Source organism: Janthinobacterium sp. J1-1, assembly GCF_030944405.1.
Classification (GTDB): domain Bacteria; phylum Pseudomonadota; class Gammaproteobacteria; order Burkholderiales; family Burkholderiaceae_D; genus Janthinobacterium.
Window position 1 is genome coordinate 3,418,627 of the sequence record NZ_CP132339.1, and the last position, 16,255, is coordinate 3,434,881.

The 16,255-nt window shown below is 65.8% G+C and carries 12 protein-coding genes; 10 read left to right on the forward strand and 2 right to left on the reverse strand.

All coding sequences use genetic code 11. The features are described 5' to 3' along the window. Positions 1–83: 83 nt before the first annotated feature. Positions 84–2,630 carry a sulfite reductase flavoprotein subunit alpha gene (locus Q8L25_RS15605; RefSeq protein ID WP_308920220.1) on the reverse strand — a complete coding sequence of 849 codons (2,547 nt, stop codon included), beginning with the start codon at positions 2,628–2,630 and terminating at the stop codon, positions 84–86. A 249-nt stretch (positions 2,631–2,879) separates the two neighbouring features. Between Q8L25_RS15605 and Q8L25_RS15610 the strand changes: the two genes are divergently transcribed. The 8 genes from Q8L25_RS15610 to Q8L25_RS15645 all read left to right on the forward strand — a co-directional run bounded on the left by Q8L25_RS15610 (position 2,880) and on the right by Q8L25_RS15645 (position 13,150). Continuing rightward, on the forward strand, positions 2,880–3,389 hold the full coding sequence (locus tag Q8L25_RS15610) for a sigma-70 family RNA polymerase sigma factor (protein WP_308920221.1): 510 nt from the start codon (positions 2,880–2,882) through the stop codon (positions 3,387–3,389). Beyond that, positions 3,379–4,362: a FecR domain-containing protein gene (locus Q8L25_RS15615; protein WP_308920222.1), complete on the forward strand. Its 984-nt coding sequence runs from the start codon at positions 3,379–3,381 to the stop codon at positions 4,360–4,362. Before Q8L25_RS15610 ends, Q8L25_RS15615 begins: the two co-directional genes overlap by 11 nt. 82 nt (positions 4,363–4,444) lie before the next feature. After that, positions 4,445–6,829, forward strand: coding sequence for a TonB-dependent siderophore receptor (locus Q8L25_RS15620; protein WP_308920223.1), 2,385 nt, complete (start codon positions 4,445–4,447; stop codon positions 6,827–6,829). Between the two features lie 97 nt (positions 6,830–6,926). Then, entirely contained in the window at positions 6,927–9,275 is a 2,349-nt protein-coding gene (locus Q8L25_RS15625) for a TonB-dependent siderophore receptor (RefSeq protein WP_308920224.1), read from the forward strand. 61 nt (positions 9,276–9,336) lie between these two features. Further along, positions 9,337–9,825: a transcriptional repressor gene (locus tag Q8L25_RS15630; RefSeq protein WP_308920225.1), complete on the forward strand. Its 489-nt coding sequence runs from the start codon at positions 9,337–9,339 to the stop codon at positions 9,823–9,825. Between the two features lie 70 nt (positions 9,826–9,895). Continuing rightward, positions 9,896–10,996 (forward strand): branched-chain amino acid aminotransferase, encoded by a 1,101-nt coding sequence (locus Q8L25_RS15635; RefSeq protein WP_308920226.1) that lies wholly within the window; start codon positions 9,896–9,898, stop codon positions 10,994–10,996. 70 nt (positions 10,997–11,066) lie between these two features. Beyond that, positions 11,067–11,771 (forward strand): hypothetical protein, encoded by a 705-nt coding sequence (locus tag Q8L25_RS15640; RefSeq protein ID WP_308920227.1) that lies wholly within the window; start codon positions 11,067–11,069, stop codon positions 11,769–11,771. A gap of 11 nt (positions 11,772–11,782) precedes the next feature. Beyond that, positions 11,783–13,150 (forward strand): MFS transporter, encoded by a 1,368-nt coding sequence (locus Q8L25_RS15645; protein WP_308925735.1) that lies wholly within the window; start codon positions 11,783–11,785, stop codon positions 13,148–13,150. Between the two features lie 6 nt (positions 13,151–13,156). Here the strand turns inward: Q8L25_RS15645 and Q8L25_RS15650 are convergent, their stop codons facing one another. Further along, a complete protein-coding gene (locus tag Q8L25_RS15650) occupies positions 13,157–14,791 on the reverse strand; it encodes an acyl-CoA synthetase (RefSeq protein ID WP_308920228.1) in 1,635 nt (544 codons plus the stop codon). A 121-nt stretch (positions 14,792–14,912) separates the two neighbouring features. On the opposite strand from Q8L25_RS15650, the gene Q8L25_RS15655 reads away from it, so the two are divergent. Then, complete coding sequence (locus tag Q8L25_RS15655; RefSeq protein ID WP_308920229.1) at positions 14,913–15,596, forward strand: Crp/Fnr family transcriptional regulator; 684 nt, start codon at positions 14,913–14,915, stop codon at positions 15,594–15,596. A 62-nt stretch (positions 15,597–15,658) separates the two neighbouring features. Then, positions 15,659–16,252, forward strand: a complete 594-nt coding sequence (locus tag Q8L25_RS15660) for a hypothetical protein (protein WP_308920230.1) — start codon at positions 15,659–15,661, stop codon at positions 16,250–16,252. Positions 16,253–16,255 lie beyond the last annotated feature (3 nt).

Here is a 16,255-nt window from a genome sequence, read left to right on the forward strand (position 1 = left end):
TGGCCCCACTGTAGTCCGATGGCGTGGCACTACCGTGCGGCGCCCCACACAGGGCGCCGGGTTTGATCATCGTTTGTGCCAGATCAATAAACGTCGCGGCGGTAGCGTCCTTGCGCGCGCAAGTCGTCCAGGCCCTCCTGGCCCAGCGCCTCCAGCAGTACCGCATCGACGCCGGCCGCCATGCCCTGCAGGCTGCCGCAGACATACACGATGGCACCGTCCAGCAGCCAGGCGCGCAATTCAGCGGCTTCGCTGCGCAGGCGGTCCTGCACATATTCCTTGTGGTCGCCATCGCGCGAAAAGGTGCGGTCCAGGCGCGCCAGGTGGCCGTCTTGCACCCACGCTTCCAGTTCTTGCGCGCAGACACTGTCCGCGCTCTGCTGTCGCTCGCCGAACAGCAGCCAGTTGCGTGCCAGCCCCGCCTGCCGGCGCGCACGCAAATGGGAACGCAGGCCGGCCAGGCCCGAGCCGTTGCCGATATAGATGCACGGCACTTCGCTCAGCGCCGGCGCGAAGGCCGGGTTCGCTTGCAGCCGCAGGCGGATCTCGCCGCCCAGCGGCGCGAACTGCGTCAGCCAGCCCGAGGCCACGCCATAGCCGCCATTGTTCTCGCCCTGGTGGCGTTCCTGGCGCACCAGCAGTTGCAGTTCGCCATCGTGCGGCATGGACGCCAGCGAATAGCTGCGCGGCGCATGCGGCACGCTGCCGCCGCTGTCTTCGCCTTCGCTGCCGTCGATATTGCACGGAATAATCTCGGCCAGCGCGCCCGCTTCCCAGCTGGCGCCGGCGGGACCGGACAAGCCGATTTCAAACAGCTGGCCACCCTGGCTGCCGGGATTGAGCAGCACGCGGCGCGTCAGACGCCACGCTGCATAGGACGCTTCCTCCTGGCGGCCGATGGCGTCGATCGGGCTGCCGCTGGTGCGCGCCAGCGCCTGCGACCAGGCGGCCAGCGCATGGGCGTCGTGCTTGTCGACTTCGATCAGCGGGAACAGCGGCGTCGCGCCCAGGGCTTGCAGGCGCGAATCCAGCGCATGGCCGAAGCCGCAGAACTCGCGGTAATGGCGGTCACCGAGGGCCAGCAAGCCAAATTCCAGGCCGGTCAGTGCGGGCGCCTTGCTGTCATCGAGCAAGCGCGCAAAGCGGCGCGTGCCGTCCGGCGCTTCGCCCTCGCCAAAGGTGCTGGCGACGATCAGCGCGCGTTCGTACTGGCGCAGCTGGGCGGGAGATAATTGATCGAGCGACTGCACGTCGACCGGCACGCCGGCCTGCTGCAGGGCGCGTGCGCTTTCCAGGGCCAGCCTTTCGGCCTGGCCCGACTGGCTGGCGTAGGCCACCAGGGTCGGCAGGGCGCTGACATGGGGGCCGGGCGCGCCGGCGCCCAGCATGGCGCGCTGGGCGGCGACGGCGCGCTTGGCCTTGCGCCGGCCCAGGTACAACATCCATCCCGTGATGCCGAACAGCGGCATGCACAGGCTGGCGACGGTGACGATAATGCGCCCCGGCAAACCGAAATACGTGCCCATGTGCAACGGGTAGATAATGCTGACCAGGCGTGCGCCTTGCCCCTGCTGGCCATACGGCTTGTCTTCGGTGATGCTGCCGTCGGCCGGCAAGATGGCCATGGTGCTGCGCGCGCGGTCGTGCGGCGCGTCGGCCGCCAGCCAGGTGAACTGCACGGTGTCGTTTGGTCGCGTCGGCATGCGCACGGTGGCCAGGGTCCAGGCGCCGGCGCGTTGCTGGAACGTATTCCAGGCCAGGGTCGTGTCTATCGCGGCGCGCGCCGTTTCCGGTTTTTTCTCGCGTGCTGGTCCTGGTTTGGCGGGCGCCTGCGCCACGCGCGGCGGCTTGCCGGCCCAGGCGTCGATATTGTCGCGCACGATATCGTAGCTCCAGTACAGGCCGGTCAAGGTCAGCATCACATACACCACCAGGCACCAGGTGCCGATCACCGAGTGCAGGTTCCACAAGAACGAGCGGCCTTTCAGGGCCGGATCGAACGTCAGCCAGGTGCGCCAGTCGAGCGGACGGCGCGGCCAGCGCAGGTACAGGCCCGACAGGGCCAGGCCCAGCAGGCACAGCGCCAGCGCGCCCAGCACCTGGCGGCCCGGTTCGCGCGGCAGCAGCAGCCAGCGGTGCAGCGACTCGGTCCACTCGAAAAAGCCCGCGCCCTGCAACGCCGGCCGCGTCGCGCCCGTGTACGGGTGCACATATACGGATTCGCCACGGCGCTGGCCGGCCTTGGGCGCAAAGAACACGCGCGGCGCGGCGCCAGGCTCGGCATACATGGTGATGGAAGCGACCCGCTGGCCGTGTTCGGCGGCCGCCACGCTGGCCAGCTGGCCGGGCGTGAGCGCGGCGCGCGTTTCCACCGGCACATGACGCACGCCGGGATTCATCAGATCCAGCAATTCATCCTTGAACGAGATGGTCGCACCGCTCAAGCCGATGATCATCAACACGGTGCCGGCGGTAATCCCGATAAACCAGTGCAGCTGGAACCAGACCTGTTTCCAGGTCCAGTCCGGCAATAAACGCCGTTGCCGCGTGGCGGCGGGCGCGGCCTGTGGCCTGGCCGGCGCGGCGGTATCGTTGCCGGTGCGGGGCTGGGGCAGGGAAGAAATAGTCATCAATGGGCTTTCGATGGCGTCTGCGCGCAGCGGGAACGCGCATCATGAACGAGAAAGGCTGACATATTATCGCAAATGAGAACCATTCGTAAAAAAGCTGCGCCGGAAAATGTTGTTCGATGGCGGCAGTCGCAGGCAGGCCAATTTACAAGCACGCCCGATTATGTGAAAATGCAAATAGTTCTCATTCATATGTCATCGATCATGTTGATCGGGCCGCCAGCGGTCTTTCCCTTGAGTCGTCTCCCCGTGTCCACACTGTCTCCCGCCGCCGATGTATTTTCCTCCCTGTACGCCAGCCACCATGGCTGGCTGTACAACTGGCTGTGGCGCAAGCTTGGCTGCCGCGATGGCGCGGCCGACCTGGCGCAGGACACCTTCGTGCGCATGCTGGCGGCGCAGTCGGCCGACAGCCTGCGCGAGCCGCGCGCCTACCTGAGCACGGTGGCGAATGGCTTGCTGGTCAACCACTGGCGCCGGCTGACCCTGGAACGCACCTTCCTGGCCGCCCTGGCCAGCCGTCCCGAGTTGACGGCGCCGTCGCCCGAAGAGCGTGCGCTGGTGGTGGAAACCCTGTGTCGCATCGACGCCATGCTCGACACCCTGTCGCCGCGTGCGCGCCAGGCCTTTTTGCTGGCGCAGATCGACGGCCTGACCTACGCGCAGATCGCCGTGCAGCTGGCGGTATCGGAGCGGATGGTCAAGAAATACATGGCGCAGGCCATGCTGCAATGCATGTTGTGCATGGATGATGCCTGACTACGCCATTCTGCAGGAGGCGGCCGAGTGGTTTGCCGTGCTGCGCGGCGAAGACGCCGGCCAGGCCGAGCGACAGGCCTGGGCCCGCTGGCATGCCAGTTCTCCCGCGCACCAGGCCGCCTGGCGCAGGGTGGAAGCGGTCAGCGCCGAATTTCGCGTGCTGCCCGGCGAGCCGGCCCGCATGGCGCTCGACGATGCCGGGCCGCGCGCGCGCGAAGCGCAGCGCCGCCGCCTGGTCAAAGGCTTGCTGACCCTGTGCCTGGCAACGGGCCTGGGCGGCGCCGGCCTGCTGCGCCGCGATACGCGCGCCTGGATCGCCGGCGTGCAGGCCGGTCAACAGACGCGGGTGGGCGAAATCCGCCGCACGGCCCTGCCTGACGGCTCGCAGCTGTGGCTCAATACGGCCACCGCGCTCGATATCGACTACACCGCCAGCCTGCGCCGCATCGCCCTGCATGGCGGCGAAATCCTGCTCGACTCGGCCAGGGACGACCATCTGCCGGCCCGCCCGCTGGTGGTCGATACCGTGCACGGCCGCCTGCGCGCGCTGGGCACGCGCTTTACCGTGCGGCCCGATGGCGACGCCACCTTGCTTGCCGTCTACGAGGGCAGGGTGGAAGCGGCGCCGCGCGATGGGGGCGCCACCCGCATCGTGCCGGCCGGCTTGCGGCTGCGCCTGTCCGCCGATGGCGCCGGCCAGCCGTTTGCCCTCGATCCGAATGCCGCCGCCTGGACCGAACATCGCCTGGTGCCCGACCAGATGCGGCTCGACGATTTCCTCGCGCAATTGTCGCGCTACCGGCGCGGCCACCTGGGCTGCGCGCCCGAAGTGGCCCATCTGCGCCTGGTCGGCAGCTACCCGCTGGCCGATACCGATCGCATCCTGGCCGCGCTGGAGGCCACCTTGCCCGTCAAGGTGCGCCGTCTGCACGACTGGTGGGTGACGGTCGAACCGCTGGCGCAAAATAAATAGAATACTTTTCACGCGGCGGTTCCCTTTTTGCGCGTTCGCTTGGCAATGGAGAATAACCTTGCCATGATGTGAGAAAGAAACCGTGCCGTTGCCCCCTTGTTCCCTGCGATTTCAGCGCCGTCTGCTGCCCTTGTGCCTGACGGCCGCCTTGCTGGCGCTGCCGTGCGTGACGCAGGCGGCGGAGACGGCGCGCAGCTACCGCATCGCGCCGGCGCCGCTGGGCCTGGCGCTGCGCCAGTTCGCCGGCCAGGCGGGCATCCTGCTGTCGGCCGAGGGCAGCCTGACGCAGGGCAAGAACAGCGGCGGCGTCAATGCCACCGTGGCGACCGCCGAGGGCTTGCGGCAATTGTTGGCGGGTACCGGCCTGATCGCGGTGCAACTGCCTGACGGCAGTTATATCGTGCGCCTGGCGCCGGTCTCCACGCCGCCGCGCGCCGCGCTGGACTGGCAAACGCTGCCGGCTGTCAGCGTCACCGGCAGCCAGGAGGCCGGCTACCTGCGCGGCAGTTCATCCACCGCCAGCCGCAGCGAGACGGCCTGGCGCGACACGCCGCAAGCGGTCAGCGTGGTCACGGCCGAGCTGATACGCGACCAGGACATGCGCACCATGGCTGACGCCATGCGTTATATGCCGGGCGTGGGCACGGCGGCCGGCGAGGGCAACCGCGACACGGCCGTGTTTCGCGGCAATAGCTCGACCTCGGATTTTTACCTCGACGGCATGCGCGACGACGTGCAGTACTACCGCGACTTCTACAATATCGAACGGGTCGAAGCCGTCAAGGGACCGAACGCCATGGTGTTTGGCCGCGGCGGCGGGGGCGGCATCATCAACCGCGCCACCAAGCAGCCGCAATGGCGCGACGGCGGCGAGGCCACGCTGAGCCTGGGCGCCTGGCGCAGCCGGCGCGCCACCGCCGATGTGGAGCAGGTGATCGGCGAGGCGGCCAGCGTGCGCGTCAACGCCTTGCTGGACAACAGCGCCTCGTTTCGCGACGGCGTGAATCTGCGCCGCGCCGCCATCAACCCGGCCCTGGCATGGCGTCCGATTGCCGCCACCAGCGTGCAGCTGAACTATGAACATTTTCGCGACGACCGCGTCACCGACCGGGGTGTGCCGTCGTACCAGGGCCGGCCATTCGAGACCGGCCGCTCGACGTTTTTCGGCAAGGCCGGCGCCAGCCCGTCATGGGCGCGCATCGATGCTCTCAGCTCCATCGTCGAGCACGGCTTTGCCGGCGGCGCCGTGTTGCGCAACCGTACCCGCCTGGCCGACTACGACAAGCTGTACCAGAATGCCTTTCCCAGTGCCGTCAGCGCGGACGGCGCCAGCGTCACGGTGCTGGCCTATAACAGCGCCACGCGGCGGCGCAATCTGTTCAACCAGACCGATGTCGAGTGGACGGTCGACAGCGGCGCCGTGCGCCACCGCCTGCTGGCCGGCCTGGAACTGGGCCGGCAGAGCACAGACAATCTGCGCAATACCGGCTATTTCACCAGCCTGGGCAACGACGTCACGCATATCCTGCTGCCGACCAGCCATCCGGTAACGGACTTGCCCATCACGTTCCGCCCCAGCGCCACCGACGCCGACAACCACGGCGTGGCCGACACAAACGCGGTTTATCTGCAGGACCAGCTGCGGCTGTCGCCGCAATGGCAGCTGATTGCCGGGCTGCGCCATGAACGCTTCGCCGTCGACTTTCGCAACCGCCGCAATGGCGCCGTGATCGCCCGCACGGACCGGCCCTGGTCGCCGCGCGCGGCCGTCATCTATCAACCGGTGGCAACGCTGTCCCTGTACGCCAGCGCCAGCCAGTCTTTCCTGCCGCGCGCGGGCGAACAGCTGGCCTCGCTCACGCCGTCCAACGCCGTGTTCGAACCCGAGCGTTTCCGCAACCTGGAACTGGGCGCCAAATGGGAAATCCGGCCCGGCCTGGCGGCCAGCGCGGCGCTATACCGCCTGGCGCGCAGCAATGTGGCCGTGACCGACCCGGACGATATGCTGCGCGCGATCCTGGTCGACGGCCAGCGCAGCGAGGGACTGGAACTCGATCTGAACGGAAAAATCAACGAAGCCTGGAGCATCGCCGGCGGCTATGCGCTGCAGCATGCCGTGCTGGCGGCCACGCAGTCGGCCAGCGCCCAGGATGGCGCGCAAGTGGCCCATGTGCCGCGCCACAGCCTGTCGCTGTGGAACCGCTACGATTTCTCTCCCGCCTGGGGCTTGGCGCTGGGCCTGGTCGCCCGCAGCGCCGTGTATGCCTCGGCCTCGAACACGGTCACCTTGCCCGGCTACGCCCGCCTTGACGGCGCCTTCTATTTCAAGCCGAACCCGTCCTTCCAGCTGCAGCTGAACCTGGAAAACCTGACGGACAAAACCTACTACGCCTCCGCCCACAGCAACGACAACATCGCGCCCGGTTCGCCGCGCGCGCTGCGCATGACGGCGGCGTGGAAGTTTTAATTTGCAGCATTCCGCATCTTGCATTCCATAGCCAGCCAGCCGCGCGCGTGCGGTAGCCAGCCATTATTCATTCATCCGACATACTGAAAGAAAAGCGATGACCTCGAAAGACACAGCACGCACCAGCAAGCCTGGCGCCATTATCCGCAGCCGCAAGCACCAGCCGTCTTCCGCACCGCGCATGCACGGCACCGCGCTGGCCGCCTTTGCCACCCTGGCCCTGCCGTTCGCCGCGCACGCGCAAACGGTGGACAAGCCGCAGCAACTGCAGGAAGTCAAGGTGGTCGGCACCGCCGAGCGCCTGATCCAGGCGCCCGTGAAATCGGCCTCGGACAAGCTGACCGCGCCGCTGCTCGACACGCCGAAATCGGTGACCGTGATTCCGGCCGAAATCATTGCGCAAACGGGCGCCGTCTCGCTGACGGATGCGCTGCGCACCGTGCCCGGCATTACCATCGGCGCCGGCGAAGGCGGCAACCCGGTCGGCGACAACCTGTTCATTCGCGGCTACAACGCCCAGACCGACACCTATATCGACGGCATCCGCGACACCGGCTCGCAATCGCGCGAGATCTTCGCGCTGGAACAGATCGAAGTCGTCAAGGGCCCGAACTCGGCCTACGGTGGCCGTTCGTCGGCGGGCGGTGGCGTCAACCTGATCAGCAAGACGCCGAAAGCGGACAATTTCACCAATGCCTCCATCGCCCTGGGCAGCGCCAAATACCGCCGCGCCACGGCGGACCTGAACCGCGTCGTCAGCGACGACGTGGCCGTGCGCCTGAACGTGATGGCGCATGACGCCCATGTGGCGGGCCGCGACTTCATCAATGGCGACCGCTGGGGCATCGCGCCATCCGTCACCTTCGGCCTGAAATCCGCCACGCAAGCCACGCTCAGCTACTACCACATGCAGTCGAGCGAACTGCCCGACACGGGCTTGCCGTTCAATAATCCGTTCTCGTCCGGTGTCAACGTGGCGAAAAACGGCAACGGCACCCCCGTCGACGTGCCGCGCAATACCTTCTATGGCCTGGTCAACCGCGACTTCCGCGACACGCAAAGCGATATCGGCACCATCGACCTGCGCCACGATTTCGGCGGCAAGCTGGTGCTGCGCAATGTCACGCGCTACGGCAAGACCAGCAACGACTACGTCTGGACCCAGCCCGACGATTCGAAAGGCAACACCATGTTGTACGGCACCGTCTGGCGCCGCGCCAACACGCGCGTCACCGATACCGATGCGCTGGCCAACGCCACCAGCCTGGGCGGTGAGTTTTTTGCTGCGGGCGTGAAAAACACCTATACGGTGGGCATGGAACTGAGCCGCGAGGAAACCGGCCGCAGCTCGTATATCTTCAAGCCGGGCACCAACAACCTGGTCGATAACACGACCGTGTGCAAGGTGTCGGGCGCCGTCACCGGCTACAACTGCGCGCCATTGTTGAACCCGAACGCCAACGATCCGTGGGTCTACACGCGCACGGTGTCGCCGGCCCGCACCAATGTGGTCACCAACACGCGTTCCGTGTATGGTTTCGACACGCTGGAATTCACGCCGCAATGGCTGCTGAACCTGGGCATCCGCTGGGACGACTACAAGAGCGCCCTGAACGTGCCGCAATACACGCTGGACGGCAAGGTCACCAACGCCAGCAGCGCCAATGTGCACGCCACCTTCGCCAGCTACCAGGCGGGACTGGTGTACAAGCCCTCGACCAACAGCAGCGTCTACGTGTCGTACGGCACCTCGTCCACGCCACCGGGCAATGACGGCGGCGACGGCCTCGATGGATTGACGGCGGCGATCCAGAACCTGAAACCGCAGGAAAGCAAGAGTTTCGAACTGGGCACGAAATGGGAAGTGCTGCCGGGCGGCCGCCTGTCCCTGAGCGGCGCCTATTTCCAGAGCAATATGAGCAATGCGCGCGTGACGGCGCCGGACGGCACCACACAAAACGTGGGCGACAAGGAAGTCAAGGGCATCGAGCTGGGCGTGAGCGGCAATATCACGCGCGACTGGTCGGTATTCGGCGGCTACACGCACCTGAACGCCATCGTGAAAAACAACGGCTACGTCACGAATGGCGTGGTCAATGGCGTGACGCAATATGCGCCGTCGCCGTACAACGGCAACCAGTTCCCGACCACGCCGAAAAACAGTGCCTCGCTGTGGACCTCGTATGCGGTCACGCCGGCCATCACCATCGGCGGCGGCGTCAACTATGTCGACAAGGTCTACGCGTCGGTGGCCAACAACAAGTTCGCGCCGGCCTACACCCGCTTCGATGCCATGGCCAGCTATATCGTCAGCCGCAACGTCACCCTGCAGCTGAACGTGCAGAACCTGACCGACAAGCTGTACTTCGACAAGGTCTCCTCGCCGCACTACGCCGGCGTGGCGCCGGGCCGTTCGGCCACGCTGACGGCCAACATGAAGTTTTGATCGTCCTCATCAGCGCCGCCAGCCGAGCGGCGGCGCTTTTTTCATCACCAGGAGGAGCAATATGCCGATGGCCGGTGCCCATTCCATGCCAGGCGGCGATAGCCGTATTTTCGAACGCCTGCGCGCCGCGCGGCTGCGCCCGACCAGCGCCCGCGTCTGCATCCTGCAAATATTATCCGCCAGCGAGCGCGCCGCCCTGAATGCGGAAAGCATCTACCAGCAACTGCTGCAGATCGGCATCGCGGTCAGCCTGGGCACGATTTACCGCGTGCTCAAGGAAATGGAGCAGTCAGGCCTGCTGCTGCGTGAACGCGAGGCCAGTGCCAGCGGCAACAAGGCGCGCTACCTGATCAAGGCCGACCGGGTCGAGACGGACAGCTGCTACCTGGTGTGCCGGGTCTGCGAACGCAGCGTGCTGATGCAGGATGCCGCGCTGATCGAGCAGCTGCGCGGCACCGCCGCCTTGCACGGCATGGAAATCGGCGCCCGGGTGCTGTCGGTGCAGATGCGCTGCGCCAGTTGTGCGGAAGACGTGCCTGGCCGGCGATAGCGACGCCATCTGCCCCATCCGCCGCTTTGGCGCTACAATAGCTGACTCTCTTTTTTTGTAGCTTGCCGCCATGACCACGTCCACACCGAACATCACCATCACGCCTTCCGCCCACCCCCTGTCCGACGCCGAACGCGGCGAGCGCATGAACAAGCCGGCCTTTGGCCGCGTGTTTACCGATCATATGGTGGTGATTCCTTACCGCGACGGCAAGTGGCAGCAGGGCGAACTGAAAGCCTACGGCCCGTTGATGCTGGACCCGTCGGCCTCGTCGCTGCACTACGGCCAGGCCATTTTCGAAGGCTACAAGGCGTTTGCCCAGCCCGACGGCAGCATCAAGACCTTCCGTCCTGAACAGAACGCAGAACGCTTCAACCGCAGTGCCGCGCGCCTGGCCATGCCGGCCATTCCCGTCGACCTGTTCCTGGAAGCGGGCGACGCGCTCATTTCCATCGACCGCAACTGGGTGCCGGGCAAGACCGGCGAGAGCCTGTACATGCGTCCACTGATGATCGCCACCGACCCTTACCTGGGCGTGCGTCCGTCGGAAGAATACCTGTTCGTGCTGTTCGCCTCGCCTGCCGGCGCCTATTTCCCGCAAGGCGTGAAACCGGTCACCGTATGGATCAGCGAAGACTTCGTGCGCGCCGCGCCGGGCGGCACCGGTGAAGCCAAGTGCGCCGGCAACTATGCGGCCAGCCTGATGGCCCAGTCGCAAGCGCAAGAGAAGGGCTGCGACCAGGTGGTCTGGCTGGACGCCGTGCACCGCGAATTCATCGAAGAGATGGGCGGCATGAATTTGTTCTTCGTCTACAAGGACGGCGACAAGGTGACGGTGGTCACGCCGGAACTGACGGGCACCTTGCTGCCTGGCATTACCCGCCGCAGCCTGCTGGAAATGGCGAAAGACCTGGGCTATGCCACCGAAGAGCGCAAGCTGTCGGTACAGCAATGGCGCGACGATATCGCTTCGGGCCGCATGACCGAAGTGTTTGCCTGCGGCACGGCCGCCGTCATCACGCCGGTCGGCGTGGCCAAGGCCAATGGCTTTGAAATGACCATCAACAACAACGAGAACGGCGCCGTCACCCTGGCCCTGCGCGAAGCCCTGCTGGGCCTGCAGCACGGCACGGCCGCCGACACGCACGGCTGGATGCACAAGGTCTGCTGATTTACCGTGTTTGAATCACACTGCGCCGGCACCATGTTGCCGGCGTTTTTACATCGTTGAAGGAAATCCCATGCAACTGCGCTTTATCCTGCCTTTGTTATTGAGCCTGGCCAGCGGCCTGGCGCACGCTGCCGACGCCCAGTGTGTGGCGCCACGCAATATCAGCTTTGCCGACTACGACGTCAAGCCGTCGGACGAAAAAAATACCTGCTACAAGCAGAGCACCAACGTGCCCACCGATTACTTCATGCTGGCGCTGTCGTGGTCGCCCGGCTTTTGCGACAGCCAGCGCCGCCGCGGCGAGATTTCCAAAAAGGCCGCCTTCCAGTGCGCGGAAAGCAATCACTTTGGCTGGATCGTGCACGGCCTGTGGGCGCAGTCCGCCAACCCGGCCAGCTGCGACGATCTTTCCGTCACGCCGCCGCGCAAGACGGACCTGCATCCGCGCTATTGCAAGGGCAACCTGCCGAAACTGGCGCCGTCCGAGATCCTGCCTTATATGTGCATGCAGCCCGGTGAAGCATTGCTGCAGGGCGAATGGGAAAAGCATGGCGCCTGCGATTTCGGCACGGCCAAGGAATATTTCGAGAAGGAGCGTGAATTGTTCCAGGCCCTGAAATTGCCTGCCACTACCATGCCGAAGAACGAGTTGTTCCAGTGGATGAAGGAACACAATCCGCAGCTGAAAGGCCGCTGGCTCGGTTACGAAAAACACTCGGGCGAGCTGCGCATCTGCTACTCGAAGGATTTCAAGGTGATCGATTGTCAGAAGTAAAGCAGGCAGTGATGGTGGGCGAGGATGGCTTGCCGCCCGGTGCGCGCGGCTGGGCCATGTTGTCGCTGGCCATCGGCGTGGGCATGGCCTCGCTCGATACGGCGATCGCCAATACGGCCTTGCCGGCCATCGCCAGCGAACTGCATACGACGCCGGCGGCCTCGGTGTGGATCGTCAATGTGTACCAGCTGGCGATGGTGGCGACCCTGCTGCCGTTTTCTGCCCTGGGCGAGATCGTCGGCTACCGCCGCGTGTTTATCTCCGGCATGTTGCTGTTCACCCTGGCCTCGCTGGCCTGCGCCATGGCCTGGTCGCTGCCCTCGCTGGTGGTGGCGCGCCTGTTTCAAGGCGTCGGCGCCAGCGCCATGATGAGCGTCAACACGGCGCTGCTGCGCGTGCTGTACCCCAGGCATCTGCAGGGCCGGGCCTTCGGCAATAATGCGCTGGTGGTCGCGGTGGCGTTTGCCATCGGCCCCACGGCCGCCTCGCTGATCCTGGCGACCGCGTCGTGGCCGTGGCTGTTCGCCATCAACGTGCCGCTCGGCGTGGCCGGGTTTTTCCTGGCCCGCCGCATGCTGCCGGCCACCCGCTTGTCCGGTCATACAATGGATGGCCGCACGGCGCTGTACAACGTGGGCGCCTTCGGTTTGCTGATTTTACTGTTCGGCGACGCCGCCCACCATGCGCCATGGACCACCTTGCTGCCAGAGCTGGTGGCGGTGGTACTCTTCTTTATCCTGCTGCTGCGCCGGCAAAGCGGCCACCAGGCGCCGATGTTGCCGGTCGACCTGTTTCGCCGGCCGCTGTTCTTTTTGTCGTCGATGACGGCGATCTGCACCTTTGCCGCGCAAGGCCTGGCGTTCGTGTCGCTGCCATTCTATTTTGAAGTGACCCTGGGCCGCTCGCCGATCGAGACGGGCTTTTTGATGACGCCGTGGGCCGTGCTGGTGGCGGTGATGGCGCCGATTGCCGGGCGTCTCAGCGACCGCTATTCGTCGGGCCTGCTGGGCGGCATCGGCCTGGCGGCGCTGGCCACCGGCCTGCTGACCCTAGTGTGGATACCGGCCAACCCCGGCGTGGTCGATATCGGCTGGCGCATGGCGCTGTGCGGCATCGGTTTCGGCTTTTTCCAGGCGCCCAACCTGAAAGCCATCATGGGCAGCGCGCCACCCGAGCGCAGTGGCGGCGCCAGCGGCGTGGTCGCCACCTCGCGCCTGGTCGGCCAGGCCACCGGCGCCGCGCTGGTGGCCTACTGTTTTACCGTTTCAGCCACGCGCGGCACCAGCTATGCCTTGTTGCTGGCGGCGGGCTTTGCGGCGCTGGCCTGCATCGCCAGCTTTTCACGGCTGGTGGTGGCGCAGCCGGCCGCCCAGCCCTGAGGCGCTTCAGACGTCGATTGCCTTGTCGGACTGCATGCGCTTGCGCAGTTCGAACTTCTGGATCTTGCCGGTCGAGGTGCGGGGCAGGGGACCGAAATAGATTGCTTTCGGTACCTTGAAGCCGGCCAGGTTGTTCTTGCAAAACGCGATCAGTTCGGCTTCCGTGACACTGGCGCCCTCGCGCAGTTCCACGAATGCGCAGGGCGTCTCGCCCCATTTTTCGTCGGGCTGGGCGATCACGGCGGCGGCCAGCACCTGCGGGTGGTGATACAGGGCGTCTTCCACTTCCACGCTGGAGATGTTCTCTCCGCCTGAGATGATGATGTCCTTGCTGCGGTCCTTCAGCTTGATATAGCCGTCCGGATAGCGCACGCCCAGGTCGCCCGTATGGAACCAGCCGCCGGCAAACGCGTCCTGCGTGGCTTTCTCGTTTTTCAGGTAGCCCTTCATGCAGATATTCCCACGGAACATGATTTCGCCGATCTGTTCGCCGTCATTCGCCACCGGCTGCATGGTCTCCGGATCGAGCACGGCCACTTCGCTTTGCAGGTGGTAGCGCACGCCCTGGCGCGATTTTTTCACGGCCCGGTCTTCCGGCGACAGCGCGGCCCATTCCTCCTGCTCGGCGCAGATGGCGGCCGGGCCATAGACTTCCGTCAGGCCATACGAGTGGATCAGGTCAAACCCCATTTCTTCGATGCGCGCCACCATGGCCGCTGGCGGCGGTGCGCCCGCCACCATGCCGCGCACGGTCCAGTCGATGCCCTCGCGCCAGCCGGCCGGCGCATTGGCCAGCCCCGCATGCACGATGGGCGCCGCGCAATAATGGGTGACGCGCAGTTCGCGCATCAGGTCGAACACCAGCTTCGGCTCGAACTTGCGCAGGCACACATTGACGCCGGCGCGCGCGGCGATGGTCCAGGGAAAGCACCAGCCATTGCAATGGAACATCGGCAAGGTCCACAGATAGACGGCATGCTTGGGCATGTCCCATTCGAGGATGTTCGACAGGGCGTTCAGCGCTGCGCCACGGTGGTGGTAGACCACGCCTTTCGGGTCGCCCGTGGTGCCGGACGTGTAGTTGAGGGCGATCGCATCCCATTCGTCGGCGGGCGGCTGCCAGGCGTAATCGGGGTCGCCGCCGGCCAGCAGGCTTTCGTAGTCGAGCTCGGCAAACGCTTCCACCTGCGGCCCCAGTTCGTCATTGACCTGGATCACGCGCAGGCCGGGAATCTGTGCCGCCATCTGGCGCGCCAGCTCGGCAAATTCGGTATCGGCCAGCAGGACCTTGGCCTGGCCGTGGCGCAGCATGAAGGTCAGCGAGGCCAGGTCGAGACGGATATTCAGGGCGTTGAGCACGGCGCCGGCCATCGGCACGCCAAAGCTCGCCTCCACCATGGCGGGCGTATTGGGCAGCATCACGGCCACCGTGTCGCCTTTGCCCACGCCCAGTTTCGCCAGGCTGGATGCGAGCCGGCGCGTGCGGGCATAGGTGTCGCGCCAGTTCTGGCGCACGCCGCCATGTGCAATTGCCAGGCGATTGCCATATACTTCGGCTGCCCTGGCGATATAGTCGAGCGGGGTAAGGGCGGCATAGTTGGCGCTGTTCTTGCCCAGGCCGGTGTTGAAATCGGGTGTCATGGTGTGTCTCCTGATTGAAAATCTGCTGCTCCCTGTGGGCGGGGCTGGTGCCGGCCAGCATAGCACCGGTATTGAAAAATCACTGTCACTCAGTTGACAACTGCGGACCAGCAAGGATGGAATGGAACACGATCTGCCCGAACTCGACAGCCACGACTGGTTCCTCGCCCTCGACGCCGGCCACCAGGCGCTGCTGCGCGCCGGCAGCGAACTGCGCCAGTTCGAGGCGGGCACGTATGTCACGCGGCGCGGCGAGCCGTCGCAGCACTGGATCGGCGTGCATGCGGGCCTGATCAAGCTGGCCGTGTACAACGCCGATGGCCGTGGCGCCACGTTTTCGGGCGTGCCGGCCGGCGGCTGGTGCGGCGAGGGCAGCGTGCTCAAGCGTGAACTGCGCCGCTACGACGTGGTTGCCGTGCGCGCCTCCAGCCTGCTGCTGGTGCCGGCCGAGCTGTTCCACCGCCTGCTGGCCGAAAGCCTGTCCTTCAATGCCTATGTGATACGCCAGCTCAACGAGCGCATGGGCCAATTCATCGCCACCATCCAGAACCAGCGCCTGCTGGACGTCGATGCGCAGGTGGCGCAGGCGATCGCGCAGCTGTTTCACCCGATGCTATATCCGCGCACTTCCAGCGTGCTTGCGTTGTCGCAGGAAGAAATCGGCATGCTGACCGGCATCTCGCGCCAGCGCGTGAACCTGGCGCTGGGCCGGCTGGCCGAGCTGGGCCTGATCAGCATCGCCTGGCAGGCCATCCGCGTGGTCGACCTGGACGGCTTGCGCCATTACGGCGTGGCGTCGCTGTGATGACAGACGGCGCGCGCAAAGCATGGCATGCTGGGCGCTGTCATTATCAAGCGAGCTGACGCATGGCCCTGGTTTCCCATCATCCGCAACACTTGCTGGGCCTGCGTTTTCCGCTGCGCCTGCGCGTCACCGTGCGCCAGGGTTTTGTGACACTGCACAATGAAATCGCCGTCAAAAAGCTGGGCAGCGGCGACAGTTTTGTCGTGCCCGCCTTCTTGCGCTTTGCCTGCGACGTGATGCCGGGCCGCGGCAAGCCGGCCGTGTTCAGCCTGGCGCTGGAACAGGACGAGGCAGAGACAGCGGCAGATCATGGCGGTGGCAAGCGCTGGAGCCGCGCGCTGGCCCGGCATATTTTCCAGTCGCCGCAAGGCCAGTGGACGGCCGCCCGTTTGGCCGCGCTGTGGCAGGTGACGCCGCACAAGGCGCGCTCGCGCCTGTTTGCCGAAGGCGAAGCCTTGCTCAGCCTGGTGCGCGAACAGCGGCTGGCGCATGCCCTGCATACGGCGGCGCAAGCCGATCTTGGCAACGAGCGGGGGCTGGCGGAAGTGGCGGCTGGTTCCGGCTTTGCCTCGGTGCCCGCGTTTTGCGATGCCTGCACCGATGTGGCCGGCGTGCGCCCCGGCCTGTTCCTCGGCGGGCCAGGGCCCGCGCTGTGATAC